This is a genomic window from Bacillus sp. MMSF_3328, from assembly GCF_030733525.1.
GTDB lineage: Bacteria > Bacillota > Bacilli > Bacillales > Cytobacillaceae > Bacillus_AB > Bacillus_AB infantis.
The window spans coordinates 13,392-33,311 of the sequence record NZ_JASHIV010000031.1; the positions used below are offsets into that span (position 1 = coordinate 13,392).

Below are 19,920 nucleotides of genomic sequence, written 5' to 3' on the forward strand. Positions count from 1 at the left end.
CCTCCCTGATCAAATTTCTTTTTCAAGTGTTATAGAATGTTCCTGCCTTTCCTGCGGAACCCTGAAGCCTAAGGCACCCGAGATGATATATAAAACACTTGGCACGAACATCAGAAAAATTGAAATCGGAAAGCTCAATACGCCAAATGCGATCATCAGCCCCCCAAATAGCTTGTGATTCATCCTGTTTACCAGACAGCCGACAATCAATGCCCCTGCCTGGATCATGAAAAATAAGAGCGTGACAATAAAGATAATGCCTGCCGCCTGCTGATCATCTGAGGCTGCTGCCACAAAAGCAATAACAAACCCTATAAACGATAACAAAATGCCGATGATGCCGCCCACCAGCCCTAACACAAACTCCGCTGTCCTTTTCACTCTCAATCCAACTCCTATGTTGATGCGATTAATAATGGTATATGATCATTGCCTTCCATAATTTTACGTTTACCACTCTGTTTCGTTCCTGGGTTTTTGGTCCTGTTTTTTGAATTTCCATTGGTGATTTAGGCCTATCAAGACACGATATGCGCTGTATTATTTCTTGCCTCAAGCCAGTTCCCCAGGAATCCTATTTCACCCTAAAGCGTTCTCAATATCACCCCTGCTGCCATTAGTAGCACAAACACCGCCACGATTCTGATCCCTGCCAAAACCGCTTTTCCGCTTACCCTTTCCCCCTCATACCTCCCAGCTGTCCCATCAATTACAGCAACACCAAGGCAGCAGAGGAAAAGCAAGCAAAAAAACAGCAGATTATATTTTTGCTCCTGAAAATCAATCAGCCAGTTATCAGATACTGTATAGGCATATATGCCAAAAGAAAGGCTAACGGCGAGAAAGAAGAAAAGATTGAATTTGGCAAGGGTTTTTTTCTTGATAATATCAGCTCCCTTATGATTTATTGTTTCTTTTGGATAATTTTTCTATTTTTTTAAAATCAAACTTATATTCCCTCTTACCTGCCGATTAAACATAAAAAAAGAGTTCTCCACGGGAAAACTCTTACTTTACCTTATTCAGCTTATAGCAGCCCCATTGAAAGCCGCCACAAAAGAAAGAAAACTGCAATTGAAATGCCGCCATATACTGCTTTTTTACTTACCCTTTCCCCCTCATCCTTGAGAGAGGCCCCGCTTATGCCAGCAAGAATAAGTCCGATTGAAGCTAACACAACAAATGTGACAATCTGATTGAAGTACTTTTGGGTATCAATCATCCAGTTTTCCTGGATTGTGCAGGCATAGATGATGAAGCCTCCGAGTACCACTACCGTGTAAATCGTTGCAATACGGGAAAGTGTTTTTTTGTTCATTGAATTCCCCCCTAAAAGCTCATACTATGCGCCAAAGGAGAAAGAGTACCGCGATGACCGCCCCAGTGCAGAGTGCTTTATTATTCAGCTTCCTGCCTTTCTCCCGTAAAGAAGCTATATCAATGGCTGCCAATATCGCTCCTATCAAGAAAAGAAAGCCAAACAGCAGCAGGTCTGCTCAAAGACCTTGCATTCTATTACTTTTCCAAGTATTTAGCACACCCATGGCAAATAACATTATTAGTTCACGCACTCCCTGCTTTAAATATACCAAATATAGTAAATCCCGACCAGGTTCAGAAGCTGCAACTGTAAGAACTTTAAGTACAGTACATTCGGGTTCAATAAATGCAGATCATTAATAATATCTCTTATTTGCCACGGCCAGACTATACTTAAGGAAGGGGAATTTCTTCAACTTTCTATTTTGGGTTTCAAACACAGATTTTCTCACATTTGTGACTCCCTGCTTTGATAATTCCCCTCATAACCAGTAGAATAGAGTCATCTATGGGGTAAGCGAGAAAGGCAATGGAGGCTTTGCGATGAGAGCACGCTATGAATTGAATGATATGAACCTGACATTGAGCAATGTCACGCTGAGGGACTCAGCTGAGAGCTATGTCCTGCTGAAGGCTGCCGATGAATCCGGCAATGAAGTGACCATCAAGATTTCTCACGATCAGGCAGAGTATCTGGAAATGGAGTTCAAGGATCTTAACAGGCGCCGGCATGGGCACAGGCCAGCCGAGGCCCGCAGGCAGGATCCTGTTGAAGAACCAAAAGAAGACCCAGCGGAAGAAGAATACAATTTATTCAATATGGATCTGTTTCCGGACGAATAAGCAAAGAAACCCTCACAAAAGCCTTAATGGAGCAAGGTTTTTGTGAGGGTTTCTTATTATTGTCAGGCATTCTCTATCTACGGACCGTGCCTGACACCGCAAAAAGACATTTATTGCATATTGTCCATCTGCGGTGCCTGACACTCCTACTGCAGCCCCTCTATCTCCATCCCCCTTACCGGCAGAGAGCTTTCTCCTGTGTCGAGGTAGATGACGTTTACTTTGTCGTTTTCCTCTAGATAGATGCTCATCGGGCTGTTTTCTGATGAGACGATATAGCTTTTTCCACTTTCGAGAAGGAAGTAGACGGTTGTGTAGTCGCCGGTTTTTTCTTTATAGACGCGTACGACTGTTCCGCTGATCTGTTTTTCTTCTGCCTTGGAGCTGCCGTTGACGCTTCCGCCGCCGCGCTGCAGGGCTGTTTTATAAAGCTTGAGCGCCTGATTTGGCGTATTGGCATAGGCGGAGATTTCCGGATTTGCCGCTGATACGATAAAGTAATTCTGCAGGAATCCGTTTGCATCCAGCACCGGCGTCAGCCAGCTGGCTTCTCCGTAGAAGTTATACAGAATCGGCATTTCGCCGCTCCATTTTTTCTCAATGAATTTCTTATCGATGATCTGCAGGTTCCCCTGCGAATCCATATAGGACTCTTCCAGATTCCCTGTGTAGAAGGTCGCTTCGCCCGTCCTTGAATTTGTCAAAGAGTAGCCAAGCATGCTGTCTACCCCTTCTTTTGGCGAGGTGAAATCTGTGAAGTAATACATATCTCCATTTTCATCGAAAATCGGGCTTACATTTGCCTCTGTCCCTTCATCAGAAGGCAGCTTCACTTCGGATTTTCCGAAGACACTGTTCCAGAAGCCCTGGACATAGTTTCCGTAATAGCTGTTCTGCAGGCTGACGGTTTCAGGCGATACCGCGCCATCGATGAAGTCAGGTGCATCTGCCAGCTTATACGACTTCATTTTACCGTTTTGCGGATCGACCACAACGATTCCCTCTGCATCAAAGCCATTCCTGGCAGAGATAAACTCTCCGTAGGTGCGGACATAATAAGGCTTTCCGTTATCATCCACTTCCAGCTGCACGTCACCGTTGAATATCCTCTTTGGATAGTTGTTCCGGATGTGCCGCTCTATGTTCTTGTTAAAATAAGACGAAGGCGTGTAGGTCATCTTTTCTTTCACAAACTTTGGATTGGCATTAGAATCCGTCGCACTGATGGTAAAATACCCCGGCGTTTCGTCACCCTTCATCCACTTGAAGAATCCGGAAAACTCAACTGGCGCGATGTAGACATATTCGCCGTTCACCTTCTGGATCTGCAGGCTGCCGAGCTCATAATAGCTCGTATCCGGCACCTGGCCAAATGCCTTTTTCATCTTATTGCGGGCAAATTTCGGCGGCACGCTTGCCGGTGTCTTTTCTTCATCAAAAGCTTCGATTTCCGTCTTTACATCCATCTTCGCTGACTCATACTTTTCATCGGCGTTAAAAACGAACGCGGTCAAAAGGTAAATTCCGGCCAGCAGGGATACCAGGAACACAATGCTTTTAACAAGACGCTCCTTCCCTGCCGCCAAAAAGGCGCCGACACCTGAAGCCAGGATCAGAACCAGCCACACGGAAGAAAAATTCCGGTCCAGGTTGGTTAAATAGTAAAAACCGAAAGCGGCAATAATTGAAATGACCGCCGCCACTGTCATGCCAACAACGCTGAAGCGGCTTTTCTCTTTCTTATCCTTTTTCCCGCTCCTCCCGCCTTGAAGCGGCACAAGCAGAACTGCAACCACCAGTCCGATTATAATCGAAAATATAAAAATGCTTCCCATATGCTTCCCCTTTCAGGAGTTAGTATTTCTTGATGCATAGTATGTATACGGATGAGGGGCGATGGGGTTTCGTTTTGTTGAGAAAAGGCTCAGCAGCACATTTCACTTATTGAAATAATTCCTGATGATAGGCACGATTTTTTCCTTGAAGTCCTTCTTCCCCTGCACCTTCCTATTCAGCCTGAGCGATTCCTGGATATTTTCCTTATCAATCTCGAGTGGATTTCCATCAGGATCTCTTTCGAAGGTGGACATGGACTTTTCTAATTCTTTCTCATTAGTCTCCATTGCTGCTTTCAAGAGGCCTTTGAGCCTGGGAGCCTTCACTTTGCCTGAGGAGACCAACTCATAAATACGTTTATATGCCGGGGCCATTGTCCGCTCTCTCAGCCCGAAAGTGTACATAATAATACTGTACCTTTCAAACTCTTCCTCCATTTTCCGCAGAAAGGCCAGGTCAAAATAGCCTCTTTCCCTCGTAATCTCCCTTTGATAGCCTCCTACTGTATACACAATGTCCCTGATTTGCGATGACTCTTCTATAATCACCTTCGTTAATACAAGGATTTCCTCTATGGCAGCCTCCAACTCGGGGTCTTCCCGCACCAGCTCTCCTTTATGCTTGCCCAGCAACTTCACCATTTGCTGATAAGGCTCCATATTCGTATGCATCCTTGGAACAATGCCTGCAATAGTGTTATGCACCATGGTATTGTAGGAAATTAAATAGTAAGCAGCTTCCTCAACCTTTTCAGCCTCTGGTTCCTTGCCTGAAGCGTCTAAAAGCAAATACCCTGTGATTTTACCCAATAAAGTATTATACACCGTCAAAAAGTAATACTCTTTCCCGTCAAAATAGGCAAAATCCCACATATCCCATTTTTCGAGGAACTTCTTGTGCTTCTTGATGGTTTGGATGTGCTGTTTTGTTGGTTTGACGTTGATCATTGGGGCACCTCCGGCTTGTGTATGATAAAAAGCCCTGATTGGCATGTTAGCCAATCAAGACTTTAGAGATTACAAGGTTATAGTTTAAAATAGTTTGTTAGTCCTTATCTCAACAAATGCTGTCACCAATACTATTGATCGCATTAACTAATTATTTTGGTTTTCATTGTACTTTTTTTCAATTTCCTGTTTAACACTTTCAAAATTTGAATCGGCTAGGCTTCGTAGTTCGAGCCTAATTTCGTCGTTTAGGTCCGATACAGAGCTAAATCGTTCATCAGCCAGATCTGACAGGAGGCTATGTGCTTCTCTAGTAATTTGTTCTTCATCTCTCAAGGCTGTAAGTGTTTTTAGGATATTGAGGTTTTCATAACGGTTTGCCTGATTCCATTCAATGCCGAAGGTTGGGATGTTTTTTAGTTTTAAATCGTATCTCTGGCTCGAAGCATCGTTTATAGCGTTATTTCTCCACTCATCCCACTTTTTCGCTATCTGTTTGGCTTTATCCAGTTCTTCCTTCAGCTCACTCTGATTGCGTGCATTGCTAAATAACCCTTTTGCGCTTTTGGCTACTTCCTTCAGCTGATTCTGCCCCTCTGCATCTAAGTCAAACCCAATCACATTGACTATCGGCTGAATATCAGAATCTCCAAGGCTCTTGGCCTGTTCCACAGGGTTGCCATCACAGGTTTCAACTCCATCGCTGACCAGATAGATAATGTTGGTATTCGTATCTCCTTTATAGGACAGCAAATCATTTTTTGCTTCCTCTATTGCAGCGGCAAGCGGGGTCCATCCAGCAGGCTTGACAGTCTGCAAAGTGCTATTGAGTTTTTCGCCGTTGTAGTCACCCATTTCATAGATGAGTTCATTGCTCTTACAGGAAAGCTCTTTGTCCTGGTCAGAACCTGTACCTTTATGTCCGTAAACCCTTAAGGCAACATTTGCTCCTTCAGGGAGGTCTTCGGCAAACTCTCCAATAGACTCCTTAGCGATATCCATCATGGTTTTGCCATCGATTTGGTTTGCCATGCTTCCGCTGGCATCCAGGAGAATCTCTACATTAAGGTTTTCTTTAAACTGGTAGCGCTCGTCCTTAATATCCGGACTGCCAAACGATTCCATCTCCAGTTCATCCAATACTTCTGCCGGATTAGGATAGTCTTCGTGGAATAAGTTCAGCAACTTCCTCCAATACAATTCAATCTCTTCGCCGGTCGGTTCCTCACCAAGCTCAGGAAGCTCCTTTAATTGTTTTAACAGTTCTTTTTGCTGTTCAGGAGTTAGCTCATCATAATCCTGCCCGGAAAACATGCCTGCTTCTGCATTGGCTAGCTCAACAGTTGTTTTTGTTGGTTCTGGCAATGAAGCTAACATCTCTTCAATTGAGGTTTCATCTTTGCTGTCTGTACTGTCTTTGTTGTCTTCAGCCTCTTTCATGGCAGAGGTTTCTTTTTGATCATCTTGTTTTGTATCCGTCTGTTTATCGCTGCATGCTGTCAGCAAGGTGAGCATGACTGTAGAAATAACAAAAATGTTCCAAAACTTTTTTCCCATAGTGGAAAAACACCCCTTAAAAATTAAAATTAACAAAATTGAACCATTCCTATTCTACTGAAATTTGGATAGTCTACAGTTCATACGGGAGTAATGATTGTATGCCTTTCTAGCTCATTGCGGGGAGTATCAGGCATTCCCCTGGCCATCTTCTCTGGTATAAGACCCTTGTAGCATGGGGATTACCTTTTCATGCAGTTTTCTGCTTGAGCTATCATCCAATTCTTTTGTTACATTTTTCACAGTTTATGAAGGTATTTATAGCCTAAGACTTATTTGTTCTTCCCTAGATTCTTTGGCTTTTCCTGGACCGCTGGATTATTGCTGCTGTATTTATTGATGAAATTGGGTCCTCTGGATAGGCATAAGTTTCTTCTAATGATATCGGTGCTTTTAACTTTCTAAACTAATTCATTCTAGAATCATAGATTTTCAGATTGTATATTCCTTCACTTTACAGCCCTACTCATTGTTGGCCTCTACCGCTTTTCTAGAGTTCTGACTTAATAACATCGGCTTCTTTTTAATTCTCTCAAGGTGCTCTCGGCTTTCTTTTTGCAGTCCTTCAGGCTTTTCTAACAGTAAAGTAAATAGAAGAAAAGCTTATGAGCTGCGGATATTGTGTACTGCTTAAAATCACAGGCACCCTATTAGAAGCCAATCATAACCGTAATATTGCAAGATTAATTGATGTTTTTGTCATACAGCTCATTGATCTTTTTTTCATTGTCATCGTAGCCTTGTTCAATCATATCCATTAGAACAGTCTCAAGCTCGTCAAAAATTTCTTTCTGGCTGCTATAGTATGCATCCCTTATTTCCAATACCTTCAACCCTTGGTCACCAGTAATTTTACCTTCGTATTCCAAAGAAGATAAAGCTGAGATTATTCTATATTCTTCAAACGTTTGATTAAAAATCCAATCGTTTGATATAGAAAGAAGCTCATCTTTTTGCCGGATATTATTTTGAACATTTTTCCCTGTTTCATCTACATACCATTTAGTCCACTTTCCTGATTCCTCAATAGCCTTTTCCAGCTCATTATCCAGCTGTTCCTGGCTTTTGACATTTTGATATGTACCGCCAGCGGCCTGTGCGACTTCTTCCAGCTGCTGCTGGTCTTTACCGTTTACGTCGAATCCGATGATATTGACGACTGGTGCCACTCCTGAGTCTTTTAAACTTGCTGCCGCCTCGACCGGATTGCCATCGCAGGTTTCTATTCCATCGCTCACCACATAAACAATATTTTTGTTCTTTTCCCCTTTATAAGCTTCCAGGTCCTTCTGGGCTTCCATCAGTGATTGGGCCAGCGGAGTCCATCCTGCAGGCTTAAATTTATTTAAAGCTGTATTTAATTCCGCCTCAATATATGGCTGAGGGGCGTAAACAAGCTCATTGGATGCACAGGACATTTTTTTATCGGCATCCGAACCTGTTCCTTTATGGCCATACACCCTTAATCCGACATTTGCTTCTTCAGGCAGTGCGGATGCAAATTTTTTTATCGACGCTTTTGCCAGCTCCATACGTGTTTGAGATCCCATTTTATTTGCCATGCTCCCGCTGGAGTCCAATATGATTTCAACATTAAAGCTTCCCTTCTCTTCGGAACTTCCTTCTGATTCCGGCCCACTTACGGTTAAAGAAACAATAGCCTCTCTCGGATCACGGTACTCTTTTCTAAAAAGAGAATACAAGTAAGCAAACAGGTCATTTAACTCCTCTTCGGATGCCTCTTCCGGAAGCTCAGGGACCTTGCTCAAGGCTTGCTGTACCTCTGGGTCTTTAATCTGTGTGTCTTCAGCAGTAAATGGACCTTTTGGATAGCTGATGATTTCCTCCAGACTGGCTGGGATTTTTTTGTTTTCCGCTAGATTTATTTGTTCCTTAGCGTCTTCAGCGTCTTCAGCGTTTTCAGTGTCTTCAGATTCGTCGACTTGCCCGATAGCCGCTGCATCATTGCCTTTTGACTGTTTTTGTTCAGTGTTATTCCCACTTTCTTTTGAACATGCTGTGATGATGAATATTGATAGGAATAGAATAGTGAGTTTTTTAATAAAATTGCTCATTTTAGACCTCCAGATCAGCCTTCTATTTTATGTTTGTGCACTGCATTTTGCTTTTTTAATAAGATAATCTTTATCACTGCCATTTCAGTTGAAAGTAGTACTTGATATTCTTCTTTAACACTCTAAAAATCACTTCGGATTCATCAGCAGCCTATAAAGCTCTTCCTTATTATCCAGCTCATCCACCGGGGTATCTTCCTTCACCATTTCCCTGAGTTCTGGCATGTCTCTCGCTGTTTCAGAATAGCTGCTCAGCATATGGGGTTCATTTCTCATGAACCAGAGATAATCCAGAAGGAGTGATGGCTTTTTAAAAAATACGGTATGTAAGTAGGCTAGAATCTCCTTCCGGTCTCTTTCTGTCTTGAGCTGTTCATCATTTTTCCGGACGGCTGCCCTTACCATTTCCACCACACAGGCCCTTACTTGCCGTTGGGTTTCCTCTGTTACGATCTCTGTATCATTGGCCTCTACCAGCAAGTCCGTTCCTTTTTCGACGCTGTTATAAATGATAGCCTGATCTTCCCTTAATCTTTTGGCAGAGTCCAGGCAGCGGTTTATGCTTTCCATCATTTCCGGAGGAGCAGTGGCCTGAAGCTTGTTCTTCAGCGATGTGAGGACCTTTTCCCATCTTCTGTACAGTTTGGCTGAAGGAGACAGCGCCCACTCTGCTCCGGTTGTGACTATAGTTGAGCCTGCTGTTCGATAAACATGGACGATGAGAGTTGCTCTTTTCACTTCTTCGTAAGGAGGGACAGAGCCATCCTCCCTGATATAGAGGTCCTGAAGGGTTGGATAGTAGCTTATCGCGTAGTATTTTTGCCCGTTATAGTGAAACTTTGAAGGCAGGCAGTCGATCCTGTTGCTGGAGGGGTCATATTCTTTGGCTACTTTTTTGATATGGTCTGGCAGTTTTTTGTAGTCGAGTATCAGCATATCCCCTTTCACTATATTTTCGCTTCAAATTCCCGACTATTTTTATAAAAAGGCCATTAAATAAAACCCGGGATACAATATTCCGGGTCTTATATATTTGCGCTTATATCATTAGTCCTCAAATCTTATTTTCTTAAGGTGATTCCTCCTCATAAAAGGAATGGCTGCTCCTATAAATAGGGGGATAAGAGGGAACTTCCCATCCAGCACCAGCCAATCTAATAAGAATGCGGGAATGTATATAAGATAGGTAAACAACATTATCAATAGATAGATCCATTTCCACTTTCTTTCTTTTTTTGTAACGATTTTACCCATTCCTTTCTTGAATACGAATCGTTTAGACTGCCTTCCACTCATTATATAGATTAGTCACAATGATGGTTTGGAGCGGAAGCAGCAGCATAAGGAGCAGGATCTTTACAATGAGTAATGTGAAATATACATCTGTATAAAAAGTCAAAAGGGTTATCAAAACATTTTCAAAAAACAATTGAGTTAGGGAAAGCAGTATAATTAAGAAAAACGCCTTGAAAAAATTTTTCTTCATAAAGCTGACTGATTTTTTGATTGCCACTTTAAAACTTTTCACGCTATCAGTAAAAAAGTAAGGGACAAAGTAAAATAGCAGCAATACGGCCAGTCCAGGCAATACAAAGAAAAGTCCTCCAATAAAAATCAGAAGTGAGTAAAGGCAGGCAAAAATATAAACGGGGATAGCCTTTTCAAGAGAGAAAGAAATAGCTTTTTTAAACGGGTTATCCTCTCCCTCATCCTCAAGCAAGGTATATTTAATAAAAGGAATTTGCGCAATTGTCAAGAAAATCAGCATAAATACACCATTGGCTACATCACCTATTAAGTTAGGATAATCCGTGTATAAGGTTTGTTCGTAAATATAGTTGACAATAAATGCATGCGCCAGAAGCAGTGGCACGTAAGTCAGCAAAGATAAAAGAATGATTTTATAAAATTCTTGCGCATACAGGCTGAATGAATTAGAGAAGATTTTTTTCATTGGCCTCTCCTGAGTTATGATTTCTAATTAACGGTGCTGAAATCTTTTCAAAATCTTTTTTGCCCTGGACAGACCTGTTTACTCTTAGGGATTCTTTTATATTATTCCGGTCGATTTCCAGAGAAGCACCGTCCGGGTCCCTCTCATAGGTAGACATAGATTTTTCAAGTTCCTTTTCATTTGTCTCAATGGCAGCCTTTAGTATACTTTTCAGCTTTGAGATTGAGATCTTTCCTGAGTCCAGAAGACGATACAGCTTTTGATAATCAGGCTGCATTTCACGCTCCCTAATTCCATATGTGTACATGATTTCGCTGTACCGTCCAAATTCATTCTCCATCACTCTTAAGAATTCCTTATCGAAATATCCTCTTTCTCTAGTTACTTCTCTTTGATAGCCACCCAAGGTATAGACAATCTCTCTAACATAAGCTGCTTCCTGAATATTTTTCTGGGTATAATCGATTATTTGGTCTATTGCTCCACTTAGACCTGGCTCCTGTTGAACGATCTCTGCTTTATGATTACTTAATAATTCCACCATATCCTGGTAAGGCTGCATATTCTTATTCATCCGCGGTGCCAGGCCATTTATGGTGTTATGCACCAATGTATTGTAACTAATAAGGTAATAGGCAGGCTCCTTAGCCTGGCTGTAGGATATTTCCTCTCCTTTGTCATTCAAAATCAAGTAACCGGTGATGCCACCGGTTATTGAATTATAAGCAGTCAGAAAATAGTATTCACTGCCGTCATAGTAGGCAAAATCCCACATGTCCCACTTCTCCAGAAACTTTTTATGTTCCTTTATATTTTTCAAATGTTCTTTCGATGGCTTTACATCAATCATTTCTGCACCTCATTATCCAAACACTGACTTAAAGAAACCTGTTACCTTTTCTTTTGCCTTATTAAATTTCTTTTTAACGTCTTTAACAATTTTCTCTCTGTTCCTATACATTTTGTGACCAAGGCTCGCCAGACTCAATACCCCTCCGACGACCACCATTCCCGCAGCTATCGGCTGCGCTCCTGGGATCAGCGCTACTGCAGGGGCTAGACCTGTAATAATTTCTCCAGAATTACCAACCAGGTCAAAGGCTGCTGCCGTTTTCTCTTCAGATGTACCGGCACTGTTGAATTTCTTAACATTATTCACTGTATCATTGACAGCAAAAGGCAGTGTAACAGCAGAAACAATAGCGTTTCCAGGCGTAAAGGTTTTACCCGCCCGATATAAATCATCGAATTTTTCTGCTGCCTCTATAATATCTCCAGCTTTCTTGAGGTTGTTTATATTTCTAAACTCTTCAAATGTCTTGTACTTTTGATAAAGATCTTTTGAGTTTTTATAAACAGACTGGGCATCGTAGATGGCATCTAAAGTAGGGTCGCCCTTTGTTAATGTCTTAAATCCATTAACCGCGAGACCTTTTTTGTAATCCAGATAATCCTTAAGCTCCAGATCATTCCCTCTCACAACTTTATCTGCCAGATTAATAGTTCCTCCTACTATATCCTTAGCAGAATATTTAAGGACATCGTAAGGCTTTGGAGAGTTAATGGACAGGAATGGATCTTCGGCAGTATTGCTGCTGTTGTTTGACGGTGGATTTTTTGTCTGATTCAGCTGGTCAAGAGTTTCCAATCCGGGGTTTTTATAGTCTTGGCTGTAAGGCGGACCAGGCGGGGGATTATTGGTATTGCCGCCAGGCACTGTTGAAGGGTTGTTGGGATTGCTTCCTGGGTTGTTTCCTGGATTGTTTCCATTCGGGTTGCTGGAAGGCCCATTTGGGTTATTATTGCCTGGACCTGAATTCCACTCTGGCTTAGTTTCCCAAGGTTTGGTGTTCCATTCAGGCTGATTGTTCCATTCAGGTGCTGTCTCCCATGCAGGCTTGGTCCAGTCGGGCTTTGTTTGCCATTCAGGAGCTGTTTCCCATGCTGGTTTGGTCCAGTCAGGCTTTGTTTGCCATTCAGGAGCTGTTTCCCATCCGGGATTTGTCCATTCAGGAGAGCTCTCCCAGCCAGGACTGCTCCAGGTTGGATTGTTATTCCAGCCGGAATTTGAGTTCCACGTTTCCCAGGCATATGCATTTATAGCAAGAAATCCGGGGTTCATGAAAAATATCACTGCCAATGCCATAAGGGAAACAAATATCCTTTTGACACTCTTCATTTTTTACCCTCCAATCTTTTTAAAATGGCGACAGATTAAGACTCCAACTCATTGCTTCTGCAAAATCAAAACTCGGGCCCTGCCCCTTTTGTTTGATGTAACGCTGATTTTCAGAAAAATACTCGTCGAATTTCACTGCCTTATATCGTGTAGAGGTTTCTACCTCGATCCTGTTTTTATTGTTTAGGAAAATGGTTGTTTCTTCAACCTTTCCATTATTTCCTGAAATATTTGAGCCGACTTCAAAAGGAATTAGACTCTCCGCGTTATTCAATTCTGCCAAAACTTTTTCTTGAAGCAGGCCATTGCCTGGCAGTTCTTGTTTGAGGATATTATTAATCGCAATATGGTTTTTCTCATACTTCTTGTAGTCCTCTGGCAAAGCTTTGATTTCATCGTCAACCTTTTTCCGCAGCTTTTCAAGATCTAAATCGGGATTCTCCAAAAGGCGTCTAACAACCTCTTCATCGTATTCAGTTATCGCTGTATCAAGTGCTTCCAAAATAACCCCTGATGCTACAAGACTCGCCTGTTCCGCATTATTGGAGGCATGCTGCTTCTCAATTAGTACATTCGCAAAGTTTGCAATCATCATAAACATCAGAGCAAAAATTCCAAAAAAACTGATCATGAATAAAGTAGTATTGCCTTTTTCATTTTTCAAGCGTTCCACTTAATCCATCACCCCTATCACCCTGCCATTGATCGACCTGGCAAATGATATATTCGGCAGTGATCCTGTATATTTTTCAGGAATAAAGATCAGTCTTAAATCTACATTCAGTGTAAGTGTAAAGTTATTGCCATTTCGTCCGCTTTCAACGACTCCGTTGAAATTCAGATTTCCTCCTGCGTTAGATAAGACAGTGCTTGCTGCAGTATTAGCTTCGCCCATATCTCCTGAGGTTGAATAAACCTTAGCTGCTTCATTCACTGCAGACTGAGCCACCATGACGGCGTATCCTGCTACCAGAAATTGAACAAAAATCATCAATATCAACAAAACAAGGGGCACCATTGCGAGGAATTCAATGGTGGCCGAGCCCTGTTCATTTTTTAGCTTTTTCACAATGCGCCCCCTCCTTGTTGTTTAATTGGATACATTTTTTTCATATAATTCATCTATTTGCTGCCTAATACTTTCCATATCAGATTGTTTTGCATCAATTAATACGTTTGCCAAATCATCAATTACTTGCCTTTGGCTTTTGTAATAGTCATCTCTGAAGTCAGTTAATTGTGAAAGCTGCTCATCAGTTATTTTGCCCTTTTGCTTTATTTGGCTTAATGAGGTGGTGATTTTCGCTTTCTCAATATTATGATTCTTCACCCAGTCGTTCTTAATGGAGCGGATATCCAGTTTCTGAGTATTGAAGTCTTCCAGGGAATTCATTCGTTCTTCGTAATACCAGGTCCGCCATTTTAAAGATTCCTCTACAGCCTTATTCAGCTCATTCTGCAGCTGCTGCTGGCTGGTAACATTCTGATACGTTCCTCCTGCAGCTTTTGCTACTTCCTCCAGCTGCTGCTGATCCTTCCCCTTAACATCGAACCCAATGATATTGACAACAGGGGCTACACCGGAATCTTTCAGATCTTTTGCAGCCTCTACCGGATTACCGTCGCATGTTTCAATCCCATCACTGACCACATAAACCATATTCTTATTATCCTGCCCTTCAAACTGGGCCAAATCCTTTTGGGCTTCTATCAAGGATTGCGCAAGCGGCGTCCAGCCCGCTGGATTGAATTTATCCAGTGCACTGTTCAGTTCACCTTCATTATAAGGCTGGGGCGGATACACCAGCTCATTGGATGAGCAGGACATTTTTTTATCTGAATCTGACCCTGTTCCTTTATGCCCATATACTCTTAAACTGATATTTGCTTCTTCAGGGAGGGAGGAAGCAAATTCTTTTATAGATTCTTTCGCTAATTCCATCCGGGTCTTGGAACCTAGTTTATTAGCCATACTTCCGCTGGCATCCAGGACAATCTCAACATTAAAACTGGCGGGTGATTCCTGGGATCCGCCCTCTGATTCAGGTCCTTCCACCTCAGATGCTGATTCCATGATAGCCCTTGGATCCTGATATTCCATTTTGTACAGAGAATACAGGTACCCAAATAGCTCTTTAATCTCTTCATCAGAAGCATCTTCTGGCACTGCAGGAACTGCATTCAACGCAGCCTCTGTATCTGAAGTGTCTATGCTTAAATCCTCACTGGAAAAGGAACCCTCAGGATAAGAGAAGATTTCCTCCAATGATACGGGCAAAGGAGGACTTTCAAGCTTTGACGGGTTGTCAGCATTGCCAACAGCCTGATCAGCATCAGCCTTCTCTTTCTTGACTTCTTGTTTTTGAACCTGCTTATCATCTTCTCCTCCGCTTGCGGAGCACCCGGAAATGATACTCCCTATGAGAAGAGGAGCAAAGAGAATTCTAAATAATTTACGCATAGATGTCCTCCAAGCTTACTAAAACAAAATTAGTTCCCAATTGACTCGATCATATCTGAAATTTTCCCAACGATAGCACCTGCGAGTCCGCTTCCCTGTCCACTCATCGCTCCGGCAACTGCAAACATTAATGCTACAACAACTGCTGCCAGCCCAACCCATTCAATTGTTGAAACACCTGCTTCATTTTGAACCTTGCTTTTTGCATTCGCATATAGCCCAATCACACAATTGTTCATTTTTGTTAACATCGTTTTCATTATAAATTCCTCCTAATTTTTAGTTATCTATTAAATCCTTAGTACACATTTATCCGGAACGAATAGTTTTCGGCATCACCCCTTCCAAGTTTCGGCATTACTAAGTGGTGAAGAACTGTAACAAACTATTTTCACCGTAGATCATATTCAGCAGCACCAGCCCGATAATCAGCAGCATGATTAATGGAGCAATGATGAATGATGTGATCATTGTAACTTTAGGCGATGCTTTTGCTGCCTTTTCTTTCACCTGCTCCAAGCTGATTTTCCTTATATCCTCTGCCTGGCTTTTTAATGTCGAGGCCATTGGAACTCCTAATCTAGTGGCTTGAATTAATGATTTTATAAAACTTTGGAACTCTTCGTTGTCATTTCTTTCGAGCAGGCCTCCATAGGCTTTTTCCCTGGGGACCCCTAAGTCGATTTCCTGCAGGAATATGGAGAACTCCTCTTTTATTGGGCCTGAAAAATATTTAATGACTTCCTTTAAAGCACTATCCATATTGGAGCCCGCCTGCAAGCTCACACTAACGGTATCCAAGAAATCTGGCAGATCACTCCTTAACTGCTGCTGCCGTTTTTTTGCCTTTGAACGGACCAGGAGTATAGGAACAAAGAATCCAAAAATAGGAAGTGTTACAAACGCTATATTGGATAAAGGAAGCCCTAATAATACCGCGAACAATCCAGCAATGAATCCAATAATCACACAAACAATCTTAAACCCTTGAAAGCGGCCAACTGTCATCTCAAATGGATTGCCTGCTTTCCTAAGGAGAGTTTGAATTTCAGCGGATTCACTTAATAAATTTACTCTCTCCCCAATTGTAGAAAAATCGTCAGCATATCTCGCTAAGAAAGTAATGACTTTTTCAGACCCACTCTTCTTCTTGGAAACGTCGAACGCAGAGGAAGCGGCGATTTCATCAATATGAAGCTTTAAAACTTCTTTTCTTTTAGCAAACTGGTAAAGGTTAATTAATCCTAGGACTAGCGTCAGCCAACAAAGTATAACAGTAATCAAAATGATTGAATCCATAGCTACACCTTGATATTGGTAACAGCTCTTACCAGAATAAGAGCTACTGCCATCCCGATTATAAAGATTGTCATTAAAATAGCTCCTGGAACTGTGAATATAAGGTCAATAAATCCATCCATAATATTATTCAGCATGAATAATAGAAAGATAGGCATCGCAGGCAGAATATATGAGACAAAACGCTGCTCTGCTGTTGCTGTTTTAATGGTTTGCCGCAAAATTTTCCGCTCCTCAAGTGTCTGCGCCATTTCGTAAAGTACTTTCGTTAAGTTTCCGCCTGATCTTTTTTGGATCATCAATGCAGAAATAAAAAGCTTATATTCTCTCGTTTTAATCCTTTTTTCCATCTCGGCAAGAGCACGTTCAAAATCCAGCCCCAGCCTGAGATTTTGCGTTAACACTTTAAATTCCTCTCTTGCGGGGGAATTTATTTCTGAAGCAACAACTTCCAGTCCCTGAGTAATGGTCATTCCTGATTTTGTGGCATTTCCAAGCAGTCTGCATGCCTCTGATAACTGATTATTTAATTGCTCCGTGTACTTATTTTTCCTGATGAAGAATATGAACCAGTATGCTGCAATCATCCCTATAGCAGATATTCCAGCACTAATGATTAACGGTATGTTAAAAAAGCCAAATAACAAGATCGACATCAGGAACCCGATAAAAATGAGGATTGCATAAAACTCGGAAGGCAAAATAGGGATATTAGCCTGAACCAGCTTCTTTTTCAGCTCCAGTGCGTAATCTGTTTGATCAAACCGGTCCCCAACTTTTGCAATAAAACTGCTTCGCTGGTTTTCTGTTTTGAACAGCTCTTCATATTTCTTTTGGATTTCCTTCTTTTCTTTCCTGTACCCTAGGTAGTTGTACATCCCCCAAATAAACAGCAGCACAGCTGCCCCGAATAAGACGGCACTTTCCATCAGGCTCACCTCCTATGCGGTAAATAGTGTATCTGGAATATCGATTCCAAAGATCTTTATTCTTTCCAGGCACTTTGGCAGATGGCCCGTAGGGGTAAAATAGCCATCCACCTGGCCATTGCCCTTCAGTCCATTCCTTTTAAAAGTGAAGATTTCATTTATGGTGATTTCACCGTTCTCATTGCGGTAAATTTCGCAGATAGAGGTGATCTTTCTTGTGCCGTCTGTCAGCCTGGAGCTTTGAACAATAATATCAAGGGCACCGACAATATATTCACGGATGATGCTTGAAGGAAGATCCATTCCTGCCATAATAACCATCCCCTCTACCCGTCTGAGGGCATCAAATGGGGTATTGGCGTGAACTGTAGTAATGGAGCCTTCGTGTCCGGTATTCATTGCCTGCAGCATATCAAATGCTTCAGCTCCACGGACCTCACCGACAATAATTCGATCCGGCCTCATCCTCAGAGAGTTTTTCACTAGGTGACGAATGGTGATTTCCCCTTCGCCTTCCATGTTTTCCGGTCTTGCTTCCATTCCTACAACATTTGGCTTATCCAACCGAAGCTCAGCTGAATCCTCAATAGTGATGACCCTTTCCTTAGCTGGTATCGAATTTCCAAGTACATTCAGGAGTGTCGTCTTCCCGCTTCCTGTTCCGCCGGAAATCAGTACATTCAGCTTAGACTTTACGATGGCGTCCAAGAAGACTGACATATCATCATTTAAAGTTTCAAATTTTAAGAGATCTGACATTTTGAAAGGGTCTTTCCGGAATTTACGTATCGAAACTAGAGGCCCATTCAAGCTGATTGGGGGAATGACTGCATTCACACGGCTCCCATCCGGAAGCCTTGCATCGACCATTGGCGAGCTGTCATCAATTCTTCTGCCCAGCGGAGCAACAATCCGGTCAATCACATGGCGGACATGACTGTCATCCCGGAACGAGATGGGTGCAGGCTGCAGCTTGCCGAGCTTCTCAATATATATTTCTTTCGGTCCGTTAATAAGTATCTCTGTAATGGTGGCATCATTCAGAAGCGGCTCCAGGGGACCATATCCTATAGATTCATCAATGATTCTCGTGAGCAGCAGTTCCTTGTCATGCCTAGGAAGGATAATTTTCTCCTCACTCATATATTGGCTGATGAGCTGTTCAATTCTCAGCCTCATTTCGCCCTGCGGCAAATTCGTGAGGACCTCGAGATTAGCCTCCTTTAATATCCTTGTCTTATAATGGTCTACCAGTTCAGAGATATAGTGATTTTCCAATAGTGCCCTGGAAGATGATCGGCTTGCCTTTTTTTCTGTTTTTTTCTCAAATAGTGACACAGGTCATCAACCCTTTTACTCTAAAATTTGGCTTACCCATTTTTTAATGGATTTTGTGAACGGGATGAGTTTCTTTTCTACAGCTTCTTTCCTGAATGGCTCGCTTTTATTGATATGTGCCTGAACCCCTTTGATATCCCGAGGGATTTTAAAGGCTATCGGATATTGAATGATATTTTTCAGATCAGCGGGTTTAATTTCATTCTCTCGTCCGACTTCATTAAGAAGAAGTTCCATTCTGCCTTCTGTCTCAATACCGAGCCTCAAAAATAACCCCTCTACCTGCTTCAGCATGCTTATTGATGGTGTATCTAAATTAAGAGTATAGTAAATTTTGTCAGACTCCTCTAACGCAGAATACGTATGCTCATTCATGACTGTAGGCAAATCTACAAGCACAAAATCATAACTTCTCCGGCAAGTCCGCAATAAACGGGAAACAAAGCCTTCTGGCAGATTTTCCGCAACCTCGGCATCACGCGGGCTTAGCAGAATTTCCAGTTTAGAGTATCTTTCCTTTTCAGATACATTTCGGATATGGCTTTCATTTAGTTCCTCGATTACAGGAAGCAGATCTGCCAATGACCTGTTTGATTCAATAGATAGGTAAGTTTCGACTCCGCCGAACTGGAGATTCAAATCAATCAAGATGACCTGAGCAGTAGATTCCAGCTTTAATGTTTGAGCAAATGAGCTGGATATAATTGTTCTGCCGCTTCCACCTTTTCCGCTGTAAAAAGAGAAGATTCTTCCCCTGCCCCTCTTAAACGACTGGCTTGTTGAGGCTGTCTCCGATAGCTGCTGCTTTCTCTGGACAGCCATCTGTATGATGCTGTCCAATCTTCCATACAGCATTGTATTTTCATCCGGCAGAATAAAATAGTCAACGACTCCTGCCCTAGTAACATTTCTTAATAAGTCAAAGTCCTGCGAGAAGGCAATGAATACGATCGGAAGCATAGGGCTTGCCGCATGGATATAATCAATGGTATCTACAGTAGCTTCTCCCTCAGACTCAATCAAAAACACCAGGTCAGGCGCCAAGCGGTCCAGTTCAGTCCTGACCTCATTGTGGTTTATTGTCTCTACCTGTTTGAAATCAGTGAAAAGACCTCTGATACTTGTTAGTGATTGTTCTTCATCGCTTACAAGCAGAATTTTAATTTCGTCACCCATGTTCGT

The 19,920-nt window shown here is 42.1% G+C and carries 19 protein-coding genes; 1 reads left to right on the forward strand and 18 read right to left on the reverse strand.

What is annotated here, in order from left to right:
* Nucleotides 1-9: 9 nt before the first annotated feature.
* Both RBB45_RS24995 and RBB45_RS25000 read right to left on the reverse strand, forming a co-directional pair.
* Nucleotides 10-381 (reverse strand): DUF4064 domain-containing protein, encoded by a 372-nt coding sequence (locus tag RBB45_RS24995; RefSeq protein WP_009795842.1) that lies wholly within the window; start codon nt 379-381, stop codon nt 10-12.
* 646 nt (nt 382-1,027) lie between these two features.
* Nucleotides 1,028-1,318, reverse strand: coding sequence for a hypothetical protein (locus tag RBB45_RS25000; RefSeq protein WP_094769996.1), 291 nt, complete (start codon nt 1,316-1,318; stop codon nt 1,028-1,030).
* Nucleotides 1,319-1,863: 545 nt separating this feature from the next.
* Here RBB45_RS25000 and RBB45_RS25005 point away from each other — a divergent pair.
* Nucleotides 1,864-2,163, forward strand: a complete 300-nt coding sequence (locus RBB45_RS25005; RefSeq protein WP_009795838.1) for a hypothetical protein — start codon at nt 1,864-1,866, stop codon at nt 2,161-2,163.
* 146 nt (nt 2,164-2,309) lie between these two features.
* Here the strand turns inward: RBB45_RS25005 and RBB45_RS25010 are convergent, their stop codons facing one another.
* From RBB45_RS25010 to RBB45_RS25085, 16 genes are all read right to left on the reverse strand, one after another.
* The gene (locus RBB45_RS25010; protein WP_306010566.1) at nt 2,310-3,998 is read right to left on the reverse strand and encodes a hypothetical protein; all 1,689 of its coding nucleotides are present in this window, start codon (nt 3,996-3,998) and stop codon (nt 2,310-2,312) included.
* A 102-nt stretch (nt 3,999-4,100) separates the two neighbouring features.
* Complete coding sequence (locus RBB45_RS25015; RefSeq protein ID WP_035403442.1) at nt 4,101-4,946, reverse strand: hypothetical protein; 846 nt, start codon at nt 4,944-4,946, stop codon at nt 4,101-4,103.
* 147 nt (nt 4,947-5,093) lie between these two features.
* Nucleotides 5,094-6,503, reverse strand: a complete 1,410-nt coding sequence (locus RBB45_RS25020; RefSeq protein WP_009795835.1) for a VWA domain-containing protein — start codon at nt 6,501-6,503, stop codon at nt 5,094-5,096.
* 683 nt (nt 6,504-7,186) lie between these two features.
* A complete protein-coding gene (locus RBB45_RS25025; protein WP_009795833.1) occupies nt 7,187-8,578 on the reverse strand; it encodes a vWA domain-containing protein in 1,392 nt (463 codons plus the stop codon).
* Between the two features lie 129 nt (nt 8,579-8,707).
* Nucleotides 8,708-9,514, reverse strand: a complete 807-nt coding sequence (locus RBB45_RS25030; protein ID WP_035403440.1) for a hypothetical protein — start codon at nt 9,512-9,514, stop codon at nt 8,708-8,710.
* A 340-nt stretch (nt 9,515-9,854) separates the two neighbouring features.
* On the reverse strand, nt 9,855-10,532 hold the full coding sequence (locus RBB45_RS25035; RefSeq protein ID WP_009795830.1) for a hypothetical protein: 678 nt from the start codon (nt 10,530-10,532) through the stop codon (nt 9,855-9,857).
* The gene (locus tag RBB45_RS25040) at nt 10,513-11,382 is read right to left on the reverse strand and encodes a hypothetical protein (protein WP_009795829.1); all 870 of its coding nucleotides are present in this window, start codon (nt 11,380-11,382) and stop codon (nt 10,513-10,515) included. Before RBB45_RS25040 ends, RBB45_RS25035 begins: the two co-directional genes overlap by 20 nt.
* A 12-nt stretch (nt 11,383-11,394) precedes the next feature.
* Nucleotides 11,395-12,678, reverse strand: coding sequence for a hypothetical protein (locus RBB45_RS25045; RefSeq protein WP_148951057.1), 1,284 nt, complete (start codon nt 12,676-12,678; stop codon nt 11,395-11,397).
* A 52-nt stretch (nt 12,679-12,730) separates the two neighbouring features.
* On the reverse strand, nt 12,731-13,384 hold the full coding sequence (locus RBB45_RS25050) for a hypothetical protein (protein WP_009795827.1): 654 nt from the start codon (nt 13,382-13,384) through the stop codon (nt 12,731-12,733).
* The gene (locus tag RBB45_RS25055) at nt 13,385-13,780 is read right to left on the reverse strand and encodes a TadE/TadG family type IV pilus assembly protein (protein WP_009795826.1); all 396 of its coding nucleotides are present in this window, start codon (nt 13,778-13,780) and stop codon (nt 13,385-13,387) included.
* A 21-nt stretch (nt 13,781-13,801) separates the two neighbouring features.
* Nucleotides 13,802-15,172 (reverse strand): vWA domain-containing protein, encoded by a 1,371-nt coding sequence (locus RBB45_RS25060; RefSeq protein WP_009795825.1) that lies wholly within the window; start codon nt 15,170-15,172, stop codon nt 13,802-13,804.
* Nucleotides 15,173-15,201: 29 nt separating this feature from the next.
* The gene (locus RBB45_RS25065; RefSeq protein ID WP_009795824.1) at nt 15,202-15,432 is read right to left on the reverse strand and encodes a hypothetical protein; all 231 of its coding nucleotides are present in this window, start codon (nt 15,430-15,432) and stop codon (nt 15,202-15,204) included.
* Nucleotides 15,433-15,532: 100 nt separating this feature from the next.
* On the reverse strand, nt 15,533-16,471 hold the full coding sequence (locus RBB45_RS25070; RefSeq protein ID WP_009795823.1) for a type II secretion system F family protein: 939 nt from the start codon (nt 16,469-16,471) through the stop codon (nt 15,533-15,535).
* A gap of 2 nt (nt 16,472-16,473) precedes the next feature.
* The gene (locus RBB45_RS25075; RefSeq protein WP_009795822.1) at nt 16,474-17,400 is read right to left on the reverse strand and encodes a type II secretion system F family protein; all 927 of its coding nucleotides are present in this window, start codon (nt 17,398-17,400) and stop codon (nt 16,474-16,476) included.
* 12 nt (nt 17,401-17,412) lie between these two features.
* Nucleotides 17,413-18,738 (reverse strand): TadA family conjugal transfer-associated ATPase, encoded by a 1,326-nt coding sequence (locus tag RBB45_RS25080; protein WP_009795821.1) that lies wholly within the window; start codon nt 18,736-18,738, stop codon nt 17,413-17,415.
* A 15-nt stretch (nt 18,739-18,753) separates the two neighbouring features.
* On the reverse strand, nt 18,754-19,914 hold the full coding sequence (locus RBB45_RS25085; protein ID WP_009795820.1) for a CpaE/TadZ family protein: 1,161 nt from the start codon (nt 19,912-19,914) through the stop codon (nt 18,754-18,756).
* Nucleotides 19,915-19,920 lie beyond the last annotated feature (6 nt).